Consider the following 24815-nt stretch of genomic DNA (forward strand, 5'->3'; position numbering starts at 1 on the left):
ACCGGCGCACCGACTGTTCGACCCGCCCAAGGCGGCCCGGAGGTGATTCATGCAGCCGAGTTTCAAGCTGGACAGCGCCCTGTCACGGGGCTTGCTCGATGTGCTCATCAAGGCAGGGCTGGTGGCGGGGCTGGTGATTTTTGCCTTTCAGGTCTTCCAGCCCTTTCTCGAACTGATGCTCTGGGCCGTGATCCTCGCGGTCACGCTGTACCCGTTGCAGCAACGGGTCAAGCGCGCCAGCGGCCTGAAGGACGGCCATGCCGCGACACTGGTGGTGCTGTTGGTCCTGCTGGTGCTCCTGGTGCCGATCTACCTGGTGGTGGTGTCTCTAGGCCAGTCGGTCGAGAGCCTGGTGGCGCTGCTCAAGAGCGGCGCCTGGAGCGTGCCGGCGCCGCCGGAGTCGGTCGCCACCTGGCCGCTGGTGGGGCCGCGGGTGTATGCCCTTTGGCTGTCGGCGTCCGAAAGCCTGAGCGGGGTGTTGAACAACCTGATGCCGTATCTCAAGGATGCTGGCCGGATCATGCTCGGGGCCATCGCCAGTGCCGGTGGCGCTTTCTTGCTGTTCATCGCGGCGATCATCATCTCGGGAGTGATCATGGCCTTCGGCGAGCGCGGTGAGTGGGCGGCGCAGCGTATCGCCATGCGGGTTTCCGGCGAAGCCCAAGGCAAGCCCATCGCCAGGCTGTGCACCGCCACCATCCGCGCGGTGGCCCAGGGCGTGATCGGCATCGCCTTCATCCAGATGCTGCTGATCGGCGTCGGCTTCGTGATCAAGGGCGTACCGGGGGCGGGCATCCTGGCTATCGCCATCCTGATGCTGGGCATTGCCCAGGCACCTGCGACGCTGATCACGCTGCCGGTGATCGCCTACATTTTCAGCACCGAAGGCTTCACGGTCGGCACCATTGTGTTCGCCATCTACACCTTCGTCGCCGGCCTTGCCGACAACGTGCTCAAGCCCTTGCTGCTGGGGCGCGGCGTGGATGTGCCGATGCCGGTGGTGCTGATCGGCGCCTTGGGCGGCATGGTGGTCAAGGGCATCATCGGCCTGTTCATCGGCCCGGTGATCCTGGCGGTGACCTACAACCTGTTCTGGCAGTGGGTCGCGCAGCAAGTGCCCGAAACGCGTGCCGACAAGACGTACTGAACCAGGGTGCGCCATGGTCAAACGTGTCTTTTGTTGTGCACTGAGCCTGGCCGTCTTGGGGGGATGCACCCAGGTCGGCCCGGACTTCAACCCCGTGCCCACGCCCTGGCTGGACACCTGGAACACCCCTTCGCTGGAGCAGGCTGCCCGCCCGGCGGCGACGCCAGACCTGCGCCAGTGGTGGGCGGTGTTCGCCGACCCGACGCTCGATGCACTGATCGCCGAAGCCGATGCGCACAACACCGACCTGCGCGTGGCAGGCCTGCGCATCGCCGAGGCGCGCGCGCAACTGGCCATCGCCCAGACCGGGCGCTACCCCCAGGTGCAGCAGTTGCGCGGTGAAAGCCTCTACCTCAAGCAGGACCAGTCCGGCGCTCCCAGCGCCCGGGACTCAGTGTTCTGGCAATCCAGCCTGGGCTTCGACATTGCCTGGGAGGTCGACTTCTGGGGACGCTTCAGCCGCGCCATCGAATCGGCCGATGCGCTGTACTTCGCCTCCGAGGCCAACTACGCCGATGCCATGGTGCTGTTGCGTGCGCAGGTGGCCGACAGCTATTTCAGCCTGCGCACCGTCGAGGCCCGCCTGGACATCGCCCACGAGAACGCCCAGCGCCAGGCGCGCAGCCTGCAGATCACCGAACGGCTGTTCCGTCATGGCGAGAACGACGAACTTGACTGGCAACAGGCCCGCACCCAGTACCTGGCCACCCAGGCCAGCATCCCGGAGCTCGAGAATCAGCTCAACGCCCTGCGCAATGTGTTGTGCGCACTGCTGGGCCGGCCACCGGGGCCATTGCCTGAACTGGCGAGCGGTCGCGGGCAGTTGCCGGTGCCCGACCGGGCGATCCTGCAGGATGTGCCGGCGAGCCTGTTGCAGCGCCGCCCGGACATCCGCGCGGCCGAGCAGGCCGTGGCGGCTCAGTCGGCCCTGGTGGGCGTGGCCGAGGCCGACCTGTATCCGTCGTTGAGCCTGTTGGGCAGCATCGGCTGGACGTTCGTCTCGGCCAGCCACCTGCCCGACAGCTTCCAGCTCGCCGCCGGCCCCAGCTTGATCTGGAACCCGTTCGACTACGGCCGGCGCAAGAATGCCGTGCGCGTGGAGGATGCGCGGCTTCAGCAGTTGATCGAGCTGTACCAGCGCGATGTACGCGAGGCCGCCCGCGAGGCCGATGACGCGGCCAGCGGGCTGGTGCGTTCGCTGCAAAGTGCCGAGGTTCGCCAGCAAGCCTCCCAGGCCGCGCAACGCTCGCTGGACCTGGCCACCTCGCAGTACCGCGAGGGCTTTGCCGATTTCCAGCGGGTGCTCGATGCCCAGCAACTGTTGCTGCAACAGCAGGACAGCTACCTGGTCAGCCGCGGCAATGCGGTCGGCAGCCTGGTGGCCCTGTACAAAGCCCTCGGCGGCGGCTGGGATCCGCATCGCGCGCCCATCGATGCTGACACCCGCCAATACATGCAACAACGCACCGACTGGGGGGATTTGCTCGACAACCCCGTCCCAGCCAGCCACGACACAGGTGAGCCGAAATGAGCGATGTCCCAGCCCCTTCGCCCGCATCCGCCAAGCCCGACCGGGGCATGCGCTGGGTACTGCTCTTGATCGCCGTGAGCCTGCTCTGGTACCTGCTCGCCGACCGCTTCACGCCATACACCCAGCAGGCGCGGCTGCAGGCCTACGTGGTGCCGGTCAGCGCCGAGGTGGCCGGGCAGGTGAAGCGAGTGGCGGTGGGCAACAACCAGGAGGTGCGCCAGGGCGAGGTGCTGTTCGAGCTGGACCAGGCGCAATACCGCATCGCCCTGGCCCGGGCCGAGGCCGAACTCGACACGGTGCGCCGTCAGATCGGCGCCCATACCGCCGGCATCGACGCCGCCCAGGCTTCGCTGGCCGCCGCCCAGGCCAACGAGCGCAAGGCGCGCCAGGACGCCGAGCGCCTGACGCGCCTGTATCAGGAGGACCCCGGCACGGTGTCCGTGCGACGCCTGGAAGGGGCCCAGGCCACCCGGCAACAGGCCAGCAGCCAAGTGGCCGCGGCCCGCGCCGAAGTCGAGCGTGCGCGCGAACAGCAGGGCGGGCAGGAGGCGGACAACGCCCAGGTGCGCAGCGCGGTGGCCAACGTCGAGAAGGCCCGCTTGGACCTGGCCCGCACCGAAGTGCGCGCCGACGCCAACGGCTTGATCACCGACCTGCGCACCGATGTCGGCCACTATGTCGGCGCCGGCAGCCCGGTGATGACCCTGATCCCCATCCACGACCTGTGGATCAGCGCCGACATGACCGAGAACAACCTGGGCCACCTGCGCCCAGGCACGCCGGTGCTGGTGGTGCTCGATGCCTTGCCCGGCGAGTTGTTGCGCGGGCGGGTGCGCAGCATCGGCTATGGCGTGAGCGTCGGCCAGAGCCCGCCGCCAGGCTCGCTGCCCCAGATACAGAACAGCCGCGAGTGGCTGCGTTCGGCGCAACGGTTCCCGGTGATCGTCGAACTGGAGCGCGATGATCGGCTGAGCGTGAGCAACCTGCGGGTTGGCGGCCAGGCCGAGATCATGGCGCTGCCGAGGGAGGGCAACCCGCTGAACTTGCTGGGCCGGGTGTTCATGTGGGTGATGAGCTGGTTGTCCTATGCCTATTGAACTGCGTCGCCTGCGGGCGTTGCGGCTGGCCTGGGGCACGGCGCTGTGCCTGGCGGCGAGCTTCGGCCTGGGCATGCCGGTGCCGATCCTGGCGCCGGTGTTCGCCGTGCTGTTGCTGGCCATGCGCAGCCAGGCCCTGGGGTTGCGTGCGGCGCCGGTGCTGGCGCTGATGGTGCTGCTCAGTTGTGGCAGCGGCCTGTTGCTGATCCCACTGTTGCGCCATGCGCCGGTGAGTGGGGTCCTGCTGGTGGGCGTCGGCCTGTTCGCGGTGTTCCGCTATGCCTTGCGCGGCGGCAACGGGTTGTTGGCGAACTTGCTGGTGGTCGGCCTGACCATGATCGCCGCGGCAGGTACCAGCGACTTCACATTGGCCTTGTCGGTGGTCGAAGCCTTGGCCAAGGGCATGCTGCTGGCCGTAGTCGGCTGCGCGGTGGCCCATGTGTTGTTCCCTGAACCTGCGGAGGCGGCCAGTGTGCAGGCCAAGCCGCCCGAAAGCGCCGAGGCGGTGGACTGGATTGCCCTGCGCGCGACGCTGATCGTCATGCCGGCGTTTCTGCTGGCGCTGATCGCACCGGACCGCTTCATGCCGCTGATCATGAAGGCGGTCAGCCTCGGCCAGCAGGCCGACCAGACCGATGCCCGCCAAGCTGCCCGAGAACTGATCGGCTCGACCTTGCTGGCCGGTGTACTGGCGATCTTGCTGTGGAGTGCGCTCAGCCTGTTCGTCCACCTGTGGATGTTCTTCCTGTGGGGGCTGTTGTTCGCCCTGTGGCAAGCCCGACGGCTCTATGCAGTGGTGGCCAGCCGGCATGGCCCGGCGTTCTGGGTCAGTTGCCTGACAACGATGCTGATCCTGCTGGGGCAGTCGGTGCAGGACAGCGTGGCGGGCCAGGATGTGTACCGCGCGTTCGCGGTGCGCATGGCGCTGTTCCTGGCGGTTTCGTTGTATGCCAGTGCCATGTTGGTGTGGATCGACAGTCGGCGTGCGCGACGTGGTAAATCGCAGGTGCAGCGCTACCCTTAACGCACATTCATTTCATGCGGTAGACCTTTGCGGGAGGTGCGATGCGCGTTCCATTGCTAGGCGTCATGACAGTGATGTTGTGCCTGGGCGGCACGGTAAGCCTTGCGCAGACGGCGGCGACGGCGCCTGCCCCGGCCCCGGCTGGCGGGCCTACGCCGACCGGCGAACCTGCGCCGAGCGCGGGCACCGCCAAGGCGGCCGTGTTCACCCAAGAGCAGTTGGACCAGATGCTCGCGCCCATCGCGCTGTACCCCGATGCGCTGCTGGCACAGGTGCTGATGGCGACCACCTACCCGGGCGAGGTCGCCGAGGCGGTGACCTGGTCGAAGGCCAACAGCACGCTCAAGGGCGACGAGGCGGTCAAGCAGGTGGCCGGGCAGACCTGGGACCCCAGCGTGCAGGCGCTGGTGGCCTTTCCGCAGGTGCTGGTGACCCTGGGCCAGGATCCGGTCTGGGTGCAGCGCCTGGGAGATGCCTTCCTGGCCCAGCCCGACGACGTCATGAACAGCGTGCAGCGCCTGCGTCGCCAGGCCCAGGCGGCCGGCAACCTGCAAAGCAACCAGTACCAGAACGTGACCGTGCAGGCCGCACCCGCGCCGTCCTCCGCGGGCGCTACCACCCAGAGCGCGCCGGCCGGCAACACCATCATCATCGAGCCGGCCGATCCGCAAGTGGTCTACGTGCCCAGCTACAACCCCAACACCACCTACGGCACTTGGCAGTATCCCGCCTCGCCGCCGGTGTACTACCCACCGCCGCCGGCCTATTACGCAGGCTCGGCCCTGGTGGCGGGGCTGGCCTTCGGCACAGGCGTGGCGATCATCAACTCGCTGTGGGGCGATTGCGACTGGGACGATCACGACATCGATATCGACGTCGATCGCTACAACAACATCAACAACATCGACAACCGCATCAACAACAGCCAGAACAAGTGGCAGCACAACGCCGTGCACCGCGATGGCGTGCCATACCGCGATGCCAGGAGCCGCGAGCAGTACGGCCGGCAACTGGACGGCGCCCGCCAGCGCGCCGCTTATCGAGGCGACGATGCCCAGCGCGCCCAGGCCCGGGAAAAGGCCCGGGCTTCGATGGACCGGCACGGCATCGAACGCCCGGCCACCACCAACCGCGAGGCCCGCGAGCGGGTCCGCGAAGCCCAGGCCGGCAATCGCCTGCAGGGCGGGGCGAACGCGCCACGAGTGGCCGACCGCCGTCAAGGCGATGGTCAGCTCCGCCAGGCCGCGCAGAAGCGGCCCACGGCCTCGGCCGGGCGGGCCCGCAACAATGCCTTCGATGGCGTTCGCTCGCCGTCGCGGGCCAATGTGCAGGCCAACCGTGGACGGCTGAGCCAGTCGTTCGCCCAGCGACCCAGCTCCGCGCGGGCGGCAGGGCGTCCGGTGTCCAGGCCGGCCAGTGCGCCCATGCGCAGAGGAGGAGGGCGGCGATGAACATCAAGACATTCACCGGGCTGTTGGCCGTCGGCCTTGTCTGGTCATGCGTCGCCTTGGCCCAGCAGGCGTTCCCCACCCCGCAGCAGGCCGTCGATGCCTTCGTCGAGGCGTTGGGCGTGGAGCACCCCGATGAAGCGCGGCTGGCGCAACTGCTCGGCGATGACTGGCGTACCTACATCCCACGCGGGGGCGTGCAGCGCAGCGATGTGGATGCGTTCCTGCAACAGTACCGCGAGCAGCACTCCCTCGAGACCGACGGTGAGCGCAAGGCGATACTGGCCGTGGGCGGCGATCACTGGACCTTGCCGATCCCCTTGGTCAAAGGCAGCGGCGGCTGGCGCTTCGACCTCAAGGCCGGCAGCGCCGAGATCCGCGCGCGGCGCATCGGTCGTAACGAACTGGCGGCCTTGCAGTCGGTGCTGGCGTATCACGACGCGCAGATGGACTACGCCTCACAGGACCGCAACGGCAATGGCGCGCTCGAGTACGCGCAGAAGATCTTCAGCAGCCCCGGCAAGCACGACGGTCTGTACTGGGCGGATGAAAGCGACGGGCAGATCAGTCCGCTGGGCCCGTTGTTCGGCCAGGATGTGGTCGGGGATGACTGGTACGGCTATCACTTTCGCATCCTCGATGGGCAGGGCCCTTCGGCGCCCGGCGGCGCCTACAGCTACCTGATCGGCAACCAGATGAGTCGAGGCTTTGCCCTGATCGCGTGGCCGGCCAAATACAACCAGACGGGGGTGATGAGCTTCATGATCAGCCATGACGGCCAGGTGTTCGACAAGGACCTGGGGCCCGATGGCGAGAAGGTGGCCAAGGCGATGAAGCGCTTCGACCCCGACGACAGCTGGCAGGTGGTGAAGGTCGACCCCGGCGAATGAGCCGCTGCACGCGCAGCGCAGTCGCAGGCGCTGTCGTATTCGGCTAGCCTGCCCGGTGCCAATCGGGCAGGTGAAGCCGGGAGTACAGCGATGCGCGTGCAGGATGCGGACCTCAAGTCCCTGAGGATCTTCGAGACAGTGGTCAAGTGTGGTGGGTTCTCCGCCGCGCAGCCGGCGCTGAACATCAGCGTGTCGGCGATCAGCGAGCAGATGAGCCTGCTGGAGACCCGCCTGGGCGTGAGGCTCTGCGAGCGCGGTCGCTCGGGGTTTCGCCTGACCGATGAGGGCCAGGTGCTGTACGAGGCGGCGCAGCGCATGCTGACGGCGGTCGAGACGTTCTCCATGGAAGCCGCCACCCTGCGCCGGCAGTTGAGCGGGGCACTGCGGGTGGGGGTGATCGATGCCACCCTGACCGACCCGAGCAGCCCACTGACCTTGGCCATTCGCCGGTTTGGCCAGATGGCCCCGCAGGTCCATCTGCAGATCCACATCGACACCCCCAATGCGCTGGAACAGCGGGTCATGGACGGTCGCCTGCACCTGGCGGTCGGCCCGTTCCCCAGCCGCTTGCCAGGGCTGGACTACACGCCGTTGTACACCGAAGCCCACGGGCTGTTCTGTTCGCGCACCGACCCGCTGTTCGAACAGGACGACGCCAGCATCACGCCGTTGTTGCTGAGCCAGGCGCGGCTGGCCGCGCGCACCTTCCTTGGCCGCTTCGACCTGGATCAACTCCAGGTGGAGCGGGCCGCCGGCAGCGTGGACAACGTCGAGGCGCGGGCCATGATGATCATCTCTGGCCAATACATCGGTTTCCTGCCGCTGCACTACGCCCAGCCCTGGGTCGACAAGGGCGAAATACGCAGGCTGTGCCCTGGGCAGTTCGCCTCCGATCTGTGCGTCGACGTCATCCTGCGCCATGGCGTCAGCCCACCGCGCACCGTCGAGGCCTTCCAACAGCAATTGCTCGAATGCGCGGGGTTGAACCCACCGGGTGCGATGCTTCGGGAATTGCCGAAGTCAACTTCTTGAACTGGCTATTTTTCCGAAGTATTGGCTTCTCTAGAGTCAGGGGCGAGACAACACAGCCAACCTGATGATTGCCTGACGGCCCGGCACTGGGGCCAGACTGGCAAAAGGGAGCAATGCCATGTCCGACCTCAATACCCCGATTTCCCTTGGCTCGCACCTGTCGGTGCAGCCTTTTCGCCAGCGCCGCCTGGGCCACCAGGTGTTCGTCGGTGGCGTCCTGCCGGTGGACGCCAGCGGCCGGTTGATGGGCGCAGGCGACATCGAAGCCCAGACCCACGCGGTGTTTCGCAACCTCAAGGCCGCCCTGCACGCCGCTGGCCTGGAAATGGCCGACCTGGTGCGCCTGAACACCTACTACGTCTTTGAAGGCGACGAGGACCAGGCCACGGTCTACTGGGAGAAGATGACCCGCGTGCGCCTGCAGTACTTCCCGGATCCAGGCCCGGCAGCCACGGCCGTGCGCGTGCGTGGCATGGCCTGCTCCGGCGCGCTGATCCAGCTCGAAGCCGAGGCACTGGCCGTGCCGACCACGCAACGCCAGCGGATCATGCCGGCCAAGAGCTGGGACTGGAGCATTCCGGTGCCGTTGTCCCAGGGTTGGAAGGCGGGTCGTCAGGTGTGGGTCGGTGGCCAGGTCTCGGCGGACATGAGCGGCAAGGCAGTAGCCCTGGGGGACTTGGCAGGGCAGACCCACAACGTGCTCGAGCACATCCGCCATGTACTGCTCGATGCCGGCTCACGCTTTGCCGACCTGACCCAGCTCAAGGTCTGCTACCTGCACGACGGCGACCAGGCCGCCGCCCAGGCAAGGCTCGAGCAAATCCTGGAGGGCGTGCGCGCTGTCTGTGGTGAACCGCTGCCGCCCGTCACCGCCTTTGGCGTTAACCTGCTCTATGAAGGTCTGCTGCTGGAAATCGACGCCACCGCCCAGGTGGGCGTAGCCCATGACGACGGCCGCGATGGCTGCACGCAAGTGCGCCGTTGTGGCCCGAGCATCCAGGTTGCCGGTCAGAGTGCCGGGCAGGTTGGGAGCGAGCAGGCAGCCGATGAGGCGCTGTCGCGCGTGGCCGATCAGTTGCGCAAGGTGGGCAGCTCGCCTCAAGCGATGGGGCATCTGCATGTGCTGGTGGCCGGTGATGAGGCCGACGGCCAACCCGACCGCGTCCTGTCGCTGTTCACCGAGGCCCTGGGCAGGCTGTGTGGTGAGGCTGTGCCGCCGTTCACCGTGGTCAGGGTCAACGGGCTGCCCGGTGGCGCCTCGATCCAGGTGGATGCGGTCGCGGTCGAGCTGGGCCACGCTGACGCGTCGAGGCAGCCATGAACGCCTGCGAACAGGCGATCGAGCTGACCCGCAAGCTCGTGGCCTTCGACACGACCAATCCGCCGGGCAACGAGCAGCCTTGTGCGGCGTTTCTGGCCCAGTTGCTGATCGACGCAGGCTTTGCCGTGACCCTGCACGAGCTGTCGCCGGGGCGGGCCAGCCTGGTGGCCTACCTGGGTAACGACCAGGGGCGGCCGCTGTGCTTTACCGGGCACCTGGATACCGTGCCGCTGGGCAAGGCGCCCTGGTCGGTCGACCCGTTCGCCGGGGAAATCCGCGAGGGCCGGTTGTACGGGCGCGGCAGCAGCGACATGAAGGCGGGAGTCGCGGCGTTCATCAGTGCGGCATTGCAGGAGCGTGCGCTGATCGCTCAACGCGCAGGTGTCGTGCTGGTGCTGACCGCGAGCGAAGAGACCGGCTGCCAAGGCGCGGCGGCGCTGGTGCGCGATGGCGTGGACCAACATCACGCCGGGGCGATCATCGTGGGCGAGATGACCGCGAACTATCCCTTGATCGGTCACAAGGGCGCGCTCTGGCTCAAGCTGACGGCACGGGGCAAGAGCGCTCATGGTTCGATGCCCGAGCAAGGCGATAACGCCCTGTACAAAGTGGGCCGCGCCCTGGGCAAGATCGAGCAGTACCAGGTTGCCTCGCCACGCCACCCCGTGCTGGGCGCGACCAGCATCAGCGCCGGGACGTTGCACGCGGGCAGCAGCATCAACGTGGTCCCGGACCTGGCAGAGCTGTGCGTCGACATTCGCAGTTTGCCCGGCACCTCCCATGCCGATGCCCGTGCCGCGTTGCTCGACACCTTGCAGCCGGATATCGCCCAGGTCGACGCGGTGCTGGATCTGCCGGCTGTCTTCACCGACCTCGCCGATCCCTGGATCGCGACGGTCTATCGCCTTGTCGAACAGGAGACCGGTGTGCGCCCCGAGCCCCGGGGCGCGAGCTACTTCACCGACGCCTGCGCGTTGCAGCACGCCCACCCGGGTGTGCCCATCGTGATTCTCGGCCCAGGTACGCCGCACATGGCGCACCAGACCGACGAGTACTGCGAAGTCGCCCGCATCGAGCAGGCCGTACGCCTGTATCGGCGCTTGATCGTCGATTGGTGTGAGGAGGGCACCTGAGGCCGCACCAACCACGTACTTCTATGACCGGCTGCGGGCGCTGTTCACGCGCAGCCAAAGGCACACAACAAGATCAATACAGCCGAATAGAAAGGTAACCCATGAAAATTTCCGCAAACGCGAACCCGGCCCTCCCGGACGGCCAGGTTCGCACCCGCAAGGACACCCTGCTGATCGTGGTCAGCGTGGTGTCGATCTTCCTCACGGTGTTTGCCCTGGCCGCTTTCCCTGCGCGCTCCGAGCAGGTCGCCAGCCAGTTGTTCCAGGGCGCCACGGACTTGCTGGCGGCGCCGGTGCTGCTGGTGTTCCTGGCGTTCGTCGTAGGGTCGCTGTTCATCATCTTCAGCAAGTACGGCAACATTCGCCTGGGCAGTGGCAAGCCGCAGTTCAAGACCCTGCCTTGGGTGTTCATGTTCATCTGCGCAGGGCTCAGCTCGGCGACCCTATATTGGGGCTTGGTGGAGTGGGCGTTCTACTACAACACGCCGGGGCTGAACATTGCCGCGCGCAGCCCCGAGGCGCTGGACATGAGCATTGCCTATGCCTTCTTCCACTGGGGCTTCGGCACCTGGGCGTGCTACGCCGTCGGGGGCATGGCCATGGCCTACTACTACCACGTGCGCAAGCATGACAAGTTGAGCCTGGCCGGCATCATCGAGGCGGTGACCGGGTTCAAGGCCAGCGGGCCGATCGGTCGGCTGATCGACATCATCTTCTTGATCGGCACGTTCGGCGGTCTGACGGTGACCATGGTGGTGACCACCCAGACCTTCTCCAACAGCCTGTCCAACCTCACCGGCCTGCCCAATACCTTTGCGATGCAGGCGGGCATCGTGCTGGTGATCACCAGTATCTTCTCCCTGAGCTCCTACATCGGCCTGGAAGGCGGCATGCAGCGCCTGGCCAGCATGGTCTGCTGGGGCGCGCTGTTCTGCGCCCTGGCGGTGTTGGTGGTGGGGCCGACGGGGTTCATCGTCAAGAACACGGTCAACGGCGTCGGCCTGATGTTCTCCAACTTCCTGCACATGAGCCTGTTCACCGACCCGGCCGGCGACGGGGAGTTCACCCGCAACTGGACGGTGTTCTACTGGTTCTGGGCGATTTCCTATACCCCGGCCGTGTCGATCTTCGTGGCGCGCGTGTCCCGCGGGCGGACCTTGAAAGAGGTGGCCGCGGCCCTGTTGCTCGGCGGCAGCGTCAGTTGCTGGGCGATCTTCGGCAGCCTCAGTGGCTATGGTATCGACCAGTTGCTCAAGGGCGTGCTGGATGTGCCGGCCGTGGTCGCCAACCAGGGCGGCGAAGTGGCTATCACCCAGTTGCTCAACGGCTTCCCGATGTCGGGCCTGGCCACGGCGTTCTACCTGTTCGTGATGGTGATCTTCCTGGCCTCGCATATCGATGCCTCGGCCTACACCGTAGCGGCCGCCACCACCCGCAACCTGCCGGAAGGCCGCGACCCTTCGCCATTCCTGCGCCTGTTCTGGTGCGTAATGCTGGCGCTGGTGCCGCTGACCATGATCGCCAATCACCTGTCCCTGAAGACGGTGAAGACTTCGGTCATCCTCACCTCCATTCCGTTCTTCTTCCTGCTGTTGGTGATGGCCTACGGGTTCGTCCGCTGGCTGTACCGGGACTATCGCCATCGCAGTGTCGAGGACATCGAAGCCGAGGCTCGGCAGTTGGGCGGCGAGGGTGTGGATGTAGGGGGGGAGGTGGGTGTGAAGTGGAAGGATGAAGCGATTGTCTGAGGTTGCCCAGGCGGATTGATAGCGTTCCAACGTAGCGAAATCGTTCCGCCAGGCGTGAGCGTACGGTTCATGACGCCTGCGCGCGATTGCTTCGCGCGCAGCGCGCTTTTCCTGGAGCGACTTCATTACATGTTGAATGCGACGGATCCGCCTGGAATGGGCGTTCCAGGGGCTTTTTTTGCCTGGCACAGACCTTGCTCCGGGGGTTGTGTCCAGCCGGGCAAGGCAGTGGGTACCTGGCTGAGGCGTTTGAACTTGTGACGTTATAAAAATAATTCGACTTACAAGGTGAAAACGATGAACAACTCGCCGCTGGGTGTCAGCCCGCCTGACCAACAAGCGCACGAACTGCAACGCAACCTCTCCAACCGTCATATCCAATTGATCGCCATTGGCGGCGCCATCGGCACGGGCCTGTTCATGGGCTCGGGCAAGACCATCAGCCTGGCCGGGCCGTCGATCATCTTCGTCTACATGATCATCGGCTTCATGCTGTTCTTCGTCATGCGGGCGATGGGTGAACTGCTGCTATCGAACCTGAAATACAAGTCCTTCATTGATTTCGCCCACGACCTGCTCGGGCCTTGGGCCGGGTACTTCACCGGCTGGACATACTGGTTCTGCTGGATCGTGACCGGTATCGCCGACGTCATTGCCATCTCCGCCTATTCGCAGTTCTGGTTCCCGGATATCCCGCAATGGGCGCCGGCGCTAGGCTGCGTGGGGCTGTTGCTGTCGCTCAACCTGATGACCGTGAAGATGTTCGGCGAGCTGGAGTTCTGGTTTGCCATGATCAAGATCGTGGCGATCTGCGCTTTGGTCTGCACCGGCTTCTACATGGTGGCCACGGCCTATCAGTCTTCTACCGGTAGCGTGGCGTCGCTGGCCAACCTGTGGAATGACGAGGGAATGTTCCCCCACGGTGTGATGGGCTTTTTCGCCGGCTTCCAGATCGCCGTGTTCGCCTTCGTCGGCATCGAGCTGGTCGGCACCACCGCGGCGGAAACCAAGAACCCGGAGCGCAACCTGCCACGGGCGATCAACTCGATTCCGCTGCGCATCATCGTCTTCTATGTGCTGGCCCTGATCGCCATCATGGCTGTCACGCCCTGGCGTGATGTGGTGCCGAGCAAGAGCCCATTCGTCGAGCTGTTCGTCCTGGCTGGCCTGCCGGCGGCGGCGGGGATCATCAACTTCGTGGTGCTGACCTCGGCGGCCTCGTCGGCCAACAGTGGCGTGTTCTCCACCAGCCGCATGCTCTACGGCCTGGCGGTGGACGGCGATGCGCCCAGCAAGTTCAGCGCACTGTCCAAGCGCGCGGTGCCGTCCAATGGCTTGATCTTCTCTTGCACCTGCCTGCTGGGCGGGGCGCTGCTGATCTACCTGGTGCCGAACATGCTCGAGGCGTTCACCTTGATCACCACGGTGTCGGCGATACTGTTCATGTGCGTGTGGTCGGTGATCCTGCTGTCCTACCTGGCCTACCGCAAGAAGCGCGACGACCTGCACCGCGCCTCGATCTACAAGATGCCCGGCGGCACCACCATGGCCTGGGCGTGCCTGGTGTTCTTCGCGTTTATCACTGCCTTGCTGGCCCTGGAGGATGACACCCGCCAGGCCCTGTACTTCGTGCCCGTGTGGTTCCTGGTGATGGGGCTGTCCTATCGCTCGATCCGGCGCAAGAAGGCTCAGGCCGTGCAGCTTTCCTACGAAGTGGACTGAACCACGGCGCCACTTCGGTTACCCCAGGGGGCTGCATTTGCGTGCGGTCCCCTTTTGTCTTTTCAAGAAAAGGGACCCGCGATGCGCATTCACGTGACCTTCATCGACCGCGTCGGCATCACCCAGGAGATCCTGGCCCTGCTGGGCTCACGCAACCTCAACCTGGACGCGGTGGAGATGATCCCGCCCAACGTCTACATCGACGCGCCGGCGCTGTCCCAGACCGTGCTGGATGAACTGCACGATGCCTTGCTGAGGGTGGTGGGCGTGCAGGCGGTGGAGTTGGTGGACTTTCTGCCTGGCCAGCGCCGACGCCTGCAACTGGAGGCGTTGCTCGCGGCCATGAGCGATCCGGTGCTGGCGGTGGATCCCAACGGCCATGTGCTGCTGGCCACACCCACGCTGGTCAGGCTGCTGGGGCGCGAGCCTGCCGGCGAGCCGCTGTCGAAGCTGTTCACCGAGCCGCATCTGGCACAGAACCTGATCGACAAGGGCTTTCGCCTGCCGATGTGCGAGGTGAGCTTTCAGGGCCAGGCGTTGTTGCTGGAGGCCACGCCCATCAGCGGTGGCGCCGATGCGCTGGTGGGCGGTTTGCTCACGCTGTATCCGCCCAGCCGTATCGGCGAGCGCCTGGCCTCGTTGCTGCACGATCCAGGCGAGGGGCTGGACGCGCTGTTGGGCGAGTCGCCAGCGCTCAAGTACCTCAAGACCCGCTTGCACAAGGTGGCCAGCCTGGATGCGCCGATTCTGATCCAGGGCGAGACCGGCACCGGCAAGGAGCTGGTGGCACGGGCCTGCCATGCCTTGAGCAACCGGCGTGAGGCGTCCTTCCTGGCCCTGAACTGCGCCGCACTGCCCGAGAGCCTGGCTGAAAGCGAGCTGTTCGGTTACTCCGCCGGCGCCTTCACCGGTGCCCAGCGTGGTGGCAAGCCAGGTCTGCTGGAGCTGGCCGATGGCGGTACGGTGTTTCTCGATGAAGTGGGCGAGATGTCGCCCTACCTGCAGGCCAAGCTGCTGCGCTTTCTCAATGACGGAAGCTTCCGCCGCGTCGGTGGCGGGGGCGAGGTGCGGGTGAATGTCCGCGTGCTGTGCGCCACCCACCGCAACCTGGAAAGCATGGTGGTCGAAGGCGGTTTTCGCGAAGACCTCTACTACCGGCTCAACGTCCTCAACCTGGTGGTGCCGCCGCTGCGTGAGCGCGGCACCGACATCCTGCTTCTGGCCGAGCACTTTTTGCACCAGGCCTGCGCGCAGATCCAGCGCTCGCCGTGTCGGCTGGCGCTGACCACCCATCCGCTGCTGCTGGGCAATCGCTGGTCGGGCAACATCCGCCAGTTGCAGAACGTGATCTTCCGCGCCGCGGCGATCAGCGAAGGGGAGGTGATCGATTGCGATGACCTGGAGCTGGCAGGCACGGCGCTGAGCAGCCAGCAGGGCGATGTGATGGAGGTCACCAGCCTGGAAGCTGCGGTGCAGGGCTTCGAGAAATCGCTGCTGGAGAAGTTCTATGCGGCCTATCCCTCGACTCGCCAGTTGGCGGCGCGCTTGCAGACCTCGCACACCGCGGTCGGGCAGCGTCTGCGCAAGTATGGGATTTCCAATCGCGTGTCTTGAAGCAGGTGGTTCGATTTCGCTCCGCTGGAGCGGATTTGCTCCGCGTGTCCGTACGCCGTGCTTTACAAGGGATGGGCCCAGCCGCGCTACTGCAAGCCTTGCGAGCTGGAGCGATTACGCTCCAGGGGGAATGCCGCATAGAACCCTTGGAAGTAACGTAATACATTGAAAATAAAGGAATTTATAGAGTTGGCATCACCCTTGCTCTTGTAGAGGTAGGTCCTGCAACCAGGGCCCATCCAATAACAAGAGGAAGATCCATGAGCACGTTGCGTTTTACCCCCGAACACGAATGGCTGCGCCTGGAAGCGACCGGCGAACTGACCGTCGGCATCACCGCCTACGCCCAGCAGGCCTTGGGCGATGTGGTGTTCGTGCAGTTGCCGGAGCCGGGCCAGTACGGCGAGGGGAATGAAGTCGCGGTGCTGGAGTCAGTCAAGGCCGCCAGCAACATCACCATGCCGCTCAACGGCCAGGTGGTGGCGGTCAACCAGGCACTGGCCGACGACCCTGAGCTGGTCAACGCCTCGCCCATGGAAGACGGCTGGTTCTTCCGCATCCAGGCGGACAACCTGGCGGACCTCGACACCTTGATGGACCAGGACGGCTACGACCGCTTCCTGGCCGACAACGGCTGAGCCTGGGGGGCGCCATGAGTACAGCACCGATTGCCCTGGGCACGGACAACAGCTTCATTGCCCGTCACATCGGCCCAAGCGAGGCCGACATCGAGGCCATGCTGGCGCTGACCGGCCATGGCTCGCTCGAGGCCCTGATCGACAGCGTCATCCCCAACAGCATCAAGGGCACCAGTGTGCTCGAGCTGACCCGGGGGCAGGGCGAAAGCGAGGCCTTGGCTGCGATCAAGGCCATCGCCGCGAAGAACCAGCTGTTTCGCAACCACATCGGCCAGGGCTATTACCCGTGCCATACCCCGGCGCCCATCCTGCGCAACCTGCTGGAGAATCCGGCCTGGTACACCGCCTACACACCGTACCAGCCGGAAATCTCCCAAGGCCGCCTGGAAGCGCTGCTGAACTTCCAGACCCTGATCGTCGATCTGACCGGCATGGAGATCGCCAACGCCTCCCTGCTCGATGAGGCCACCGCCGCTGCCGAGGCCATGACCTTCTGCAAGCGTCTGGCCAAGAACAAGGCCCCGGCGTTCTTCGTCTCCAATGCCTGCCACCCGCAGACCCTCGATGTGGTGCGTACCCGCGCCGAGCCATTGGGCATCGAAGTGGTGGTGGGTGATGAAGCACACCTGCAAGGGCAAAGCCTGGAGCGTTACTTCGGCCTGCTGCTGCAATACCCGGCCAGCACCGGCGCCATCGGCGATCACCGTGCCTTGGTGGAACGCGCCCATGACGCGGGCGCCTTGGTGGCGGTGGCGGCCGACCTGCTGGCGCTGACCCTGCTCACCCCGCCGGGTGAATTCGGTGCCGACGTGGTGTTCGGCAGTGCCCAACGCTTCGGCGTGCCCCTGGGCTTCGGTGGGCCGCACGCGGCATTCTTCGCCACCCGCGATGCCTTCAAGCGCGACATGCCGGGCCGCCTGGTGGGGCTGTCCATCGACCGCTTCGGCAAGCCGGCCCTGCGCCTGGCCATGCAGACCCGTGAGCAACACATCCGCCGCGAGAAGGCCACCAGCAACATCTGCACCGCGCAGGTCCTGTTGGCCAACATCGCCAGCATGTATGCGGTCTACCACGGCCCGGAAGGCCTGACACAGATCGCCCGGCGAGTGCACCGCCTGACCTCGATCCTGGTGCAGGGCCTACGCCAGCTCGGGCATACGGTGGAGCAGTCGCACTTCTTCGACACCGTCAGTGTGGTGACCGCGCGCCCGGTGGCCGACGTCTTGGCCGCCGCCAACACCCAGCGCCTGAACCTGCGTCCGATCGATTCGACGCGCGTAGGGCTGTCGCTGGATGAAACCTGCGAGCAGCAGAGCGTCGAGGCCCTGTGGCAGGTGTTCGCGGCGCCGGGCCAGGCCTTGCCTGACTTCGCCGCGCTGGCGGCCAGTGGCGTGGATTGCCTGCCGATGCCCTTGCTGCGCGAGAGTGCGTTCCTGCAGCACGAGGTGTTCAACCGCTACCACTGCGAAACCGAGCTGATGCGTTACCTGCGTCGCCTGGCCGACAAGGACTTGGCCCTGGACCGCAGCATGATCGCGCTGGGCTCGTGCACCATGAAGCTCAACGCCGCCAGCGAGATGATGCCGATCACCTGGCCGGAGTTCGGCGCCCTGCATCCGTTCGCCCCGGCCGAACAGGCCCAGGGCTACCGGCAACTGACCGACGAGCTGGAGGCCATGCTGTGCGCTGCGACCGGTTATGACGCCATGTCGTTGCAGCCCAACGCTGGCTCCCAGGGCGAGTACGCAGGCTTGTTGGCGATCCGCGCCTACCATGCCAGCCGTGGCGAATCCGGGCGCGATGTGTGCCTGATCCCGTCCTCGGCCCATGGCACCAACCCGGCCACGGCGCAGATGGCTGGCATGCGCGTGGTGGTGGTCAACTGTGACGCGCGTGGCAACGTCGATGTGGCCGACCTGCAGAGCAAGGCTGAGCAGCACAAGGACCGCCTGGCTGCGCTGATGATCACCTATCCCTCGACCCATGGCGTGTTCGAGGATGGCATCACCCGCATCTGCGACATCATCCATGAGCACGGTGGCCAGGTGTACCTGGACGGCGCCAACATGAACGCCATGGTCGGGCTGTGCGCGCCGGGCAAGTTCGGCGGCGACGTCTCGCACCTGAACCTGCACAAGACCTTCTGCATCCCCCATGGCGGTGGCGGCCCAGGTGTCGGCCCGATCGGCGTCAAGGCGCACCTGGCGCCGTTCCTGCCGGGCCATGGGCACATGGCGCGCAAGGACGGCGCAGTCAGCGCCGCGCCTTATGGCAGCGCCAGCATCCTGCCGATCACCTGGATGTACATCCGCATGATGGGCGGGGAAGGGCTCAAGCGCGCCTCGCAGGTGGCGATCCTCAGCGCCAACTACATCGCCCGACGCCTGGAGGAGCACTACCCGGTGCTCTATACCGGCGAGAACGGCCTGGTGGCCCACGAATGCATCCTCGACCTGCGCCCGCTCAAGGACAGCAGCGGCATCAGCGTCGAGGACGTGGCCAAGCGCCTGATCGACTTCGGCTTCCATGCCCCGACCATGTCCTTCCCGGTGGCCGGGACCTTGATGGTCGAGCCGACCGAGAGCGAGTCCAAGGACGAGCTGGACCGCTTCTGCGAGGCGATGATCTGCATCCGCGAAGAGATCCGCGCGGTCGAGAACGGCACCTTGGACAAGCACGACAACCCGCTCAAGAACGCCCCGCACACGGCGGCGGAGCTGGTCGGCGAGTGGGCCCACGGCTATAGCCGGGAGCTGGCGGTGTACCCGCAGGATTCGCTGCGCGACAACAAGTACTGGCCGCCGGTGGGGCGCGTGGACAACGTCTATGGCGACCGCAACCTGGCCTGCGCCTGTCCACCGATGTCGATCTACCAGGACGCCTGATCGTCAGGGCTGCGCGCGCCCGGTGTGAGCGGATGCACCTGCGAATGCGAGGTTGGCCTTTTGGCCGCCTTCGCGGGTAAACCCGCTCCCACACGAGTCGAGCCAATCAATTGATTATCTGTGACTTCGGCTGACGCGGGCACTGTGGGAGCGGGTTCACCCGCGAACACCGGCATCGCCGGTGCCATATGCCCATCGGCCTGAGTCGGGGTTTTTGTGTTCAACCGAACAAGAAGGATTCACGCACATGTTTCATAAAAGCCTGACGCTGTCCGATTTCGACCCTGCGCTGTTCGAGGCCATCGCTCGCGAGGCCAAACGCCAGGAAGACCACATCGAGCTGATCGCCTCGGAGAACTACACCAGCCCGCAGGTGATGCAGGCCCAAGGCACCGAGCTGACCAACAAATACGCCGAAGGCTATCCGGGCAAGCGCTACTACGGCGGTTGCGAGCACGTGGACGTGGTCGAGCAGCTGGCCATCGACCGGGCCAAGGCGCTGTTCGGCGCAGGCTACGCCAACGTCCAGCCGCACTCCGGCTCCCAAGCCAACGCTGCGGTGTACCTGGCCCTGTTGCAGCCCGGCGACACCTTGCTGGGCATGAGCCTGGCCCACGGCGGGCACCTGACCCACGGGGCCAAGGTGTCGTCTTCGGGCAAGCTGTACAACGCGGTGCAGTACGGCATCGACGCCAATGGCCTGATCGACTACGACGAGGTCGAGCGCCTGGCGCTCGAGCATAAGCCGAAGATGATCGTCGCCGGCTTCTCGGCCTACTCCAAGACCCTGGATTTTGCCCGTTTTCGCGCCATCGCCGACAAAGTCGGTGCCTACCTGTTCGTCGACATGGCCCACGTCGCGGGCCTGGTGGCTGCGGGTGTGTACCCCAATCCGCTGCCCTACGCCGATGTGGTCACCACCACCACCCACAAGACGCTGCGCGGTCCGCGTGGTGGTCTGATCCTGGCCAAGGCCGACCCGGAGCTTGAGAAAAAGCTCAATGCGGCAGTGTTCCCGGGTGGGCAGGGCGGCCCGTTGATGCATGTGATCGCGGCCAAGGCGGTGTGCTTCAAGGAAGCGCTGGCGCCGGAGTTCAAGGCCTACCAGCAGCAGGTGGTCGCCAACGCCCAGGCCATGGCCGAGATCTTCATGCAGCGCGGCTTCGATGTGGTCTCAGGCGGCACCGACAACCACCTGTTCCTGGTCAGCCTGATCCGCCAGGGCATCACCGGCAAGGACGCCGATGCCGCCTTGGGCCGTGCGCATATCACTGTCAACAAGAACGCGGTGCCCAACGACCCGCAATCGCCGTTCGTGACCTCGGGGCTGCGCCTGGGCACACCGGCCGTCACCACCCGTGGTTTCCAGGCGCCGGAATGCCGCGCCCTGGCGTCGTGGATCTGCGACATCCTCGAGCACCTGGGCGATGCCGAGGTCGAGGCCCAGGTGGCCCGCCAGGTCGGCGAGCTGTGCGCGCGGTTCCCGGTCTATTCGGCCTGACCCACCGTGCTCGCCGCCGCGTGCCTGGTGCGCGCGGCGGCTTGATCGACAACTTCATCGAATGCCAGGAGTCATCCGTGTCCAACGAACTACTACAAAAAACGCCGCTGCATGCCCTGCATCTGCAATTGGGCGCCCGCATGGTGCCGTTCGCCGGCTACGACATGCCAGTGCAGTACCCACTGGGGGTGCTCAAGGAGCACCAGCACACCCGTGAACAGGCCGGCCTGTTCGACGTCTCGCACATGGGGCAGATCCGTCTGCACGGCGCCAATGCCGCCAAGGCCCTGGAGACCTTGGTGCCGGTCGATATCGTCGACCTGCCGGTGGGCATGCAGCGCTATGCGCTGTTCACCGACGCCCAAGGCGGCATCCTCGATGACCTGATGGTGGCCAACGCCGGGGACTACCTGTTCCTGGTGGTCAACGCCGCGTGCAAGGCCCAGGACTTGCAGCACCTCAAGCAGCATCTGGAAGGGCTGTGCGAGGTCGAGTCGCTGTTCGACAGCCGCGCCTTGCTCGCCCTGCAGGGCCCGGCGGCGGCCACGGTGCTGGCGCGCCTGGCCCCTGAAGTCAAAGCCATGACCTTCATGCAGTTCGCTCGCGTGCGGCTGTTGGGTGTCGACTGTTATGTCAGCCGCTCGGGCTATACCGGTGAGGACGGCTACGAGATCTCCGTGCCGACCCAGGATGCACTGATGCTGGCCCGTTCGTTGCTCGCCGAGCCCGAGGTCGAAGCCATCGGCCTGGGCGCGCGTGACTCGCTGCGTCTGGAGGCCGGGCTGTGCCTGTACGGTCACGACATGGCCCAGCACACCACGCCGGTCGAGGCGAGCCTGAGCTGGGCGATCTCCAAGGCCCGCCGTGCCGACGGCGCGCGCCCAGGTGGCTTCCCCGGTGCCGAACGTATCCTCGCCCAGCTGGGCGATGGTGTGCCGAGCAAGCGGGTCGGGCTGCTGACCCAGGAGCGGGTGCCGGTGCGCGAAGGCGCGCCGTTGCTCGATGCCCAAGGCCAGGTGATCGGCCAGGTCACCAGCGGTGGTTTCGGCCCGAGCCTGGGCGGCCCATTGGCGATGGGCTATGTGCAGACCGCATTCGCGGCCCTGGGCACCGAGGTCTTCGCCGAGGTGCGTGGCAAGCGGGTGCCGATGAGCGTGACCCGCACGCCGTTCGTGGCGCAACGTTACTACCGAGGCTGAAGGCCTTCTTGCCGGAGCATGAACATGAACGAAACCCTGCCTGTCGCCACACGCCCAGCCCCCCTGGAGCCCGGAATCAAGCTGCGCGGCGCCGAGAAGGTAGCGCGGATCCCGGTGAAGATCCTGCCCACCGAGGAGGTGCCGCGCAAACCGGACTGGATCCGCGTGCAGATCCCGACCACGCCGGAGGTGGCGCGCATCAAGGCCTTGCTGCGCAAACACAAGCTGCACAGCGTGTGTGAGGAGGCCTCCTGCCCGAACCTTGGAGAGTGTTTCTCTGGCGGTACGGCGACGTTCATGATCATGGGCGACATCTGCACGCGCCGTTGCCCGTTCTGCGACGTCGGCCATGGACGGCCCAAACCGCTGGATGTCGATGAGCCCCGCAACCTGGCGATCGCCATCGCCGAGTTGCGCTTGAAATACGTGGTCATCACCTCGGTCGACCGGGACGATCTGCGCGACGGCGGGGCGCAGCACTTCGTCGATTGCCTGCGCGAGATCCGCCAGCGTTCGCCGTGTATCCAACTGGAAACCCTGGTGCCGGACTACCGTGGGCGCATGGACGTGGCGCTGGCGATCACCGAGCAGGAGCCGCCGGATGTGTTCAACCACAACCTGGAAACCGTGCCGCGCCTGTACAAGGCGGCACGGCCGGGTTCGGACTTCGAGTGGTCGCTGGATCTCTTGGAAGGTTTCAAACAGCGCATCCCCGGCGTGCCGACCAAATCAGGGCTGATGCTGGGGCTGGGCGAAACCGACGAAGAGGTGCTTCAGGTGATGCAGCGCATGCGCGAGCACCAGGTCGACATGCTGACCCTGGGGCAATACCTGCAGCCCTCGCGCAGCCATCTGCCGGTGCAGCGCTTCGTGCATCCGGACACCTTTGCCTGGTTCGCCGAGCAGGCTTTGGCCATGGGCTTTAGCAACGTGGCCTCGGGGCCGTTGGTGCGCTCTTCGTACCATGCCGATCAGCAGGTGGCGGCGGTTGTGGCAAGCGTCGGGTAGCAGGACTGGATGCGCAGGCGGTCGAAAGCGTCCGCCCGCGTGTCCAGCGACGGCCTATGTCGAGGCCAGCCCTTGCGCTGGGCTGACGTCCGGGGCGGCCAGCGCCTTGGTGTCGATGCGACGGAACAGGAACTTGCTTTTGTTCTGGTCGAACACATAGATCGCTGCTAGCGGAATGGCCGTGATCAGCACCCCGGTGAGCACATCGGCGACCGCATGATTGAAGAGGTTGAGCAGCGGTACAGGCATGAGTGCCTTGGACAAGGTATTGGCGACATACAGGCCAATCACTGTGGACGCCGTACCGAATAACACGACGGCAATTTTCTCGTACTTCTGTTCCGCCTCGCTGATGAGTACGCGAACGCAGCGCACGGTGGACAGAGTGCACTCCCTGATGATCGATAGAACCAGCGCTGGCAGCTTGACCAGCATGGAAATCAGGATCTGTGGGATTGCACTGAGCACACCCGCCACACCGCCCTCGATACCTGCCTGACGGGCCTGCGCCATGACATTGCGCTCCTCGAAGCGGGCGTTGAGTTTGGCGGACAGCTTCTGGCGGCGCTCATCCAGGCCTTTGAGAACGCCTTGTTTATCGGTGATGAGGCCTTGCTGGGTGATGTCCTTGATTTCGTCCACGAAAATATCGACGGTTTCGGCGACGATGACCCCGACGACTTGCTGCGCGGCCATTCTCGCCCCGGCATCGGCAACGGACAGGCCGATCTCCTTGAGCGCCTGGAGCCGGATCGAGGCGAGCTGCGCTTGGGCTTTTTCATACTTCTCGAGCGCATCCTTTTCGCTGATGGTCACCTCCTTGTCGTTGGCGCCAATGACGAACCGGATGATGTCCGGGTTGTCGGGGTCGCGCGTGCCGTATCGATCGATGTAATCGATCAGGTCCTTGTCGCCCTTGGAGCCGTTGAGCGAGTCATCGGCGAAAATGAGGTTTTGCTTGAAGTTGATGGCATCGATGATGCCGTCGTCATCGGTGGCTATCCGCAGCAGCAAATCGTTGTAGATCTGCTTTTTGGGAATGATGTGCTCGATGTCGGTTGACCAGGGATCGAGCGTGTTGTCAGGGCTTGCGTCATAACCATTGGGGAGCCAGTTGAAGGTGTTGCGCCCCTCTAAACGGCTGTCGTTCATGGCCGCAAAGTTTTCATGGTCGTGCAGGTTGTTTTCTTTCTTGAAGTCTTTGTAACTGACTGAGAGGTTGTCGTACTTGGCTTCGTTGCTGCGATCAAGGCCGGCGACGACCGGGGACAAGCAGAAGGCGGCAATGGCTCTGCGCAGGGCTTCCTGCTTGGTTTGTTCGAAGATATGGTCGACATCCCTAGGGCGCGCCGGGAGCTTGTTCTTGACTTCGGAAATGATCTGATCGGTGTCCTTGTCGATTTCCATCGTTCTGGAAAAGTACGAAGACACTTTCTCAGCGCTGAAGCTTGCATAACCTCGGACTTTTTCAGAGGAGCTGGAGTAGAACGCACAGGTGGACGCACTGATCTGTCCGTACTTTTCCTTGGCTTCATCCGACAGCCAGGACAACTGCTCTTTGCTGGAAACCACCAGGGTGCTGCTGACGGCCGAGTCGGCGAGGTCGCCGACTTTTTCCCGGGTGGCCGAATAAGCGTCGCTTACGCCGTCAGCCAAGCGTTTGGAGTAGTCAACGGTTTTGTCCTTGGTATCGATCAAGGCGTCCTTGCTGCTCGAGACGGCCTCGGAGAGCTTGTTGCCCAGAGACTCGAATTTCCCTTTGAAAAAACTCATGCAAACGTTCCGTCTTGATACCGAGTAGATAGAGGCAGTATGCCATTACTCTCAAGAAGTGCCAGCCGTGCGAGGCTGGCGCTGTAGGGATCAGCCACTTCAGA

At 65.2% G+C, this 24815-nt stretch carries 18 protein-coding genes; 17 read left to right on the top strand and 1 reads right to left on the bottom strand.

Going from position 1 to position 24815, the window contains the following annotated elements:
* Window positions 1–49: 49 nt before the first annotated feature.
* The 17 genes from ACNFCH_RS17275 to lipA all read left to right on the top strand — a co-directional run bounded on the left by ACNFCH_RS17275 (window position 50) and on the right by lipA (window position 22938).
* The gene (locus tag ACNFCH_RS17275) at window positions 50–1147 is read left to right on the top strand and encodes an AI-2E family transporter (protein ID WP_337159124.1); all 1098 of its coding nucleotides are present in this window, start codon (window positions 50–52) and stop codon (window positions 1145–1147) included.
* A gap of 13 nt (window positions 1148–1160) precedes the next feature.
* Window positions 1161–2678 carry a TolC family protein gene (locus ACNFCH_RS17280; RefSeq protein WP_337159125.1) on the top strand — a complete coding sequence of 506 codons (1518 nt, stop codon included), beginning with the start codon at window positions 1161–1163 and terminating at the stop codon, window positions 2676–2678.
* On the top strand, window positions 2675–3775 hold the full coding sequence (locus ACNFCH_RS17285; protein ID WP_416743188.1) for an HlyD family secretion protein: 1101 nt from the start codon (window positions 2675–2677) through the stop codon (window positions 3773–3775). Before ACNFCH_RS17280 ends, ACNFCH_RS17285 begins: the two co-directional genes overlap by 4 nt.
* A complete protein-coding gene (locus ACNFCH_RS17290) occupies window positions 3765–4799 on the top strand; it encodes a DUF2955 domain-containing protein (RefSeq protein ID WP_337159126.1) in 1035 nt (344 codons plus the stop codon). The genes ACNFCH_RS17285 and ACNFCH_RS17290 overlap by 11 nt, the downstream gene beginning before the upstream one ends.
* Before the next feature lie 41 nt (window positions 4800–4840).
* Window positions 4841–6250, top strand: a complete 1410-nt coding sequence (locus tag ACNFCH_RS17295) for a DUF3300 domain-containing protein (protein ID WP_416743189.1) — start codon at window positions 4841–4843, stop codon at window positions 6248–6250.
* Complete coding sequence (locus ACNFCH_RS17300; protein WP_416743190.1) at window positions 6247–7137, top strand: DUF2950 domain-containing protein; 891 nt, start codon at window positions 6247–6249, stop codon at window positions 7135–7137. The genes ACNFCH_RS17295 and ACNFCH_RS17300 overlap by 4 nt, the downstream gene beginning before the upstream one ends.
* Before the next feature lie 90 nt (window positions 7138–7227).
* Window positions 7228–8169, top strand: a complete 942-nt coding sequence (locus tag ACNFCH_RS17305; RefSeq protein ID WP_337159129.1) for a LysR family transcriptional regulator — start codon at window positions 7228–7230, stop codon at window positions 8167–8169.
* Window positions 8170–8287: 118 nt separating this feature from the next.
* Complete coding sequence (locus tag ACNFCH_RS17310) at window positions 8288–9490, top strand: RidA family protein (RefSeq protein WP_337159130.1); 1203 nt, start codon at window positions 8288–8290, stop codon at window positions 9488–9490.
* Window positions 9487–10623, top strand: a complete 1137-nt coding sequence (locus ACNFCH_RS17315) for a M20 family metallopeptidase (protein ID WP_416743191.1) — start codon at window positions 9487–9489, stop codon at window positions 10621–10623. The genes ACNFCH_RS17310 and ACNFCH_RS17315 overlap by 4 nt, the downstream gene beginning before the upstream one ends.
* Before the next feature lie 101 nt (window positions 10624–10724).
* Entirely contained in the window at window positions 10725–12371 is a 1647-nt protein-coding gene (locus ACNFCH_RS17320) for a BCCT family transporter (protein WP_416743192.1), read from the top strand.
* Window positions 12372–12668: 297 nt separating this feature from the next.
* Window positions 12669–14093 carry a D-serine/D-alanine/glycine transporter gene (gene cycA, locus ACNFCH_RS17325; RefSeq protein WP_337159133.1) on the top strand — a complete coding sequence of 475 codons (1425 nt, stop codon included), beginning with the start codon at window positions 12669–12671 and terminating at the stop codon, window positions 14091–14093.
* An 81-nt stretch (window positions 14094–14174) separates the two neighbouring features.
* Entirely contained in the window at window positions 14175–15707 is a 1533-nt protein-coding gene (locus ACNFCH_RS17330) for a sigma-54-dependent transcriptional regulator (protein ID WP_337159134.1), read from the top strand.
* A gap of 260 nt (window positions 15708–15967) precedes the next feature.
* Window positions 15968–16345, top strand: coding sequence for a glycine cleavage system protein GcvH (gene gcvH, locus ACNFCH_RS17335; RefSeq protein ID WP_070093100.1), 378 nt, complete (start codon window positions 15968–15970; stop codon window positions 16343–16345).
* A gap of 14 nt (window positions 16346–16359) precedes the next feature.
* Window positions 16360–19230, top strand: a complete 2871-nt coding sequence (gene gcvP, locus ACNFCH_RS17340) for an aminomethyl-transferring glycine dehydrogenase (RefSeq protein ID WP_337159135.1) — start codon at window positions 16360–16362, stop codon at window positions 19228–19230.
* A gap of 247 nt (window positions 19231–19477) precedes the next feature.
* Window positions 19478–20731: a serine hydroxymethyltransferase gene (glyA, locus tag ACNFCH_RS17345; RefSeq protein WP_323113777.1), complete on the top strand. Its 1254-nt coding sequence runs from the start codon at window positions 19478–19480 to the stop codon at window positions 20729–20731.
* 77 nt (window positions 20732–20808) lie between these two features.
* A complete protein-coding gene (gene gcvT, locus ACNFCH_RS17350) occupies window positions 20809–21930 on the top strand; it encodes a glycine cleavage system aminomethyltransferase GcvT (protein ID WP_337159136.1) in 1122 nt (373 codons plus the stop codon).
* A gap of 24 nt (window positions 21931–21954) precedes the next feature.
* Window positions 21955–22938 (top strand): lipoyl synthase, encoded by a 984-nt coding sequence (gene lipA / locus ACNFCH_RS17355; protein ID WP_416743193.1) that lies wholly within the window; start codon window positions 21955–21957, stop codon window positions 22936–22938.
* A 54-nt stretch (window positions 22939–22992) separates the two neighbouring features.
* Here the strand turns inward: lipA and ACNFCH_RS17360 are convergent, their stop codons facing one another.
* On the bottom strand, window positions 22993–24711 hold the full coding sequence (locus tag ACNFCH_RS17360) for a hypothetical protein (protein ID WP_416743194.1): 1719 nt from the start codon (window positions 24709–24711) through the stop codon (window positions 22993–22995).
* Window positions 24712–24815: the final 104 nt, after the last annotated feature.

Origin of the sequence: Pseudomonas sp. NY15354, from assembly GCF_048068075.1 — a bacterium.
Lineage (GTDB): Bacteria > Pseudomonadota > Gammaproteobacteria > Pseudomonadales > Pseudomonadaceae > Aquipseudomonas > Aquipseudomonas guariconensis_C.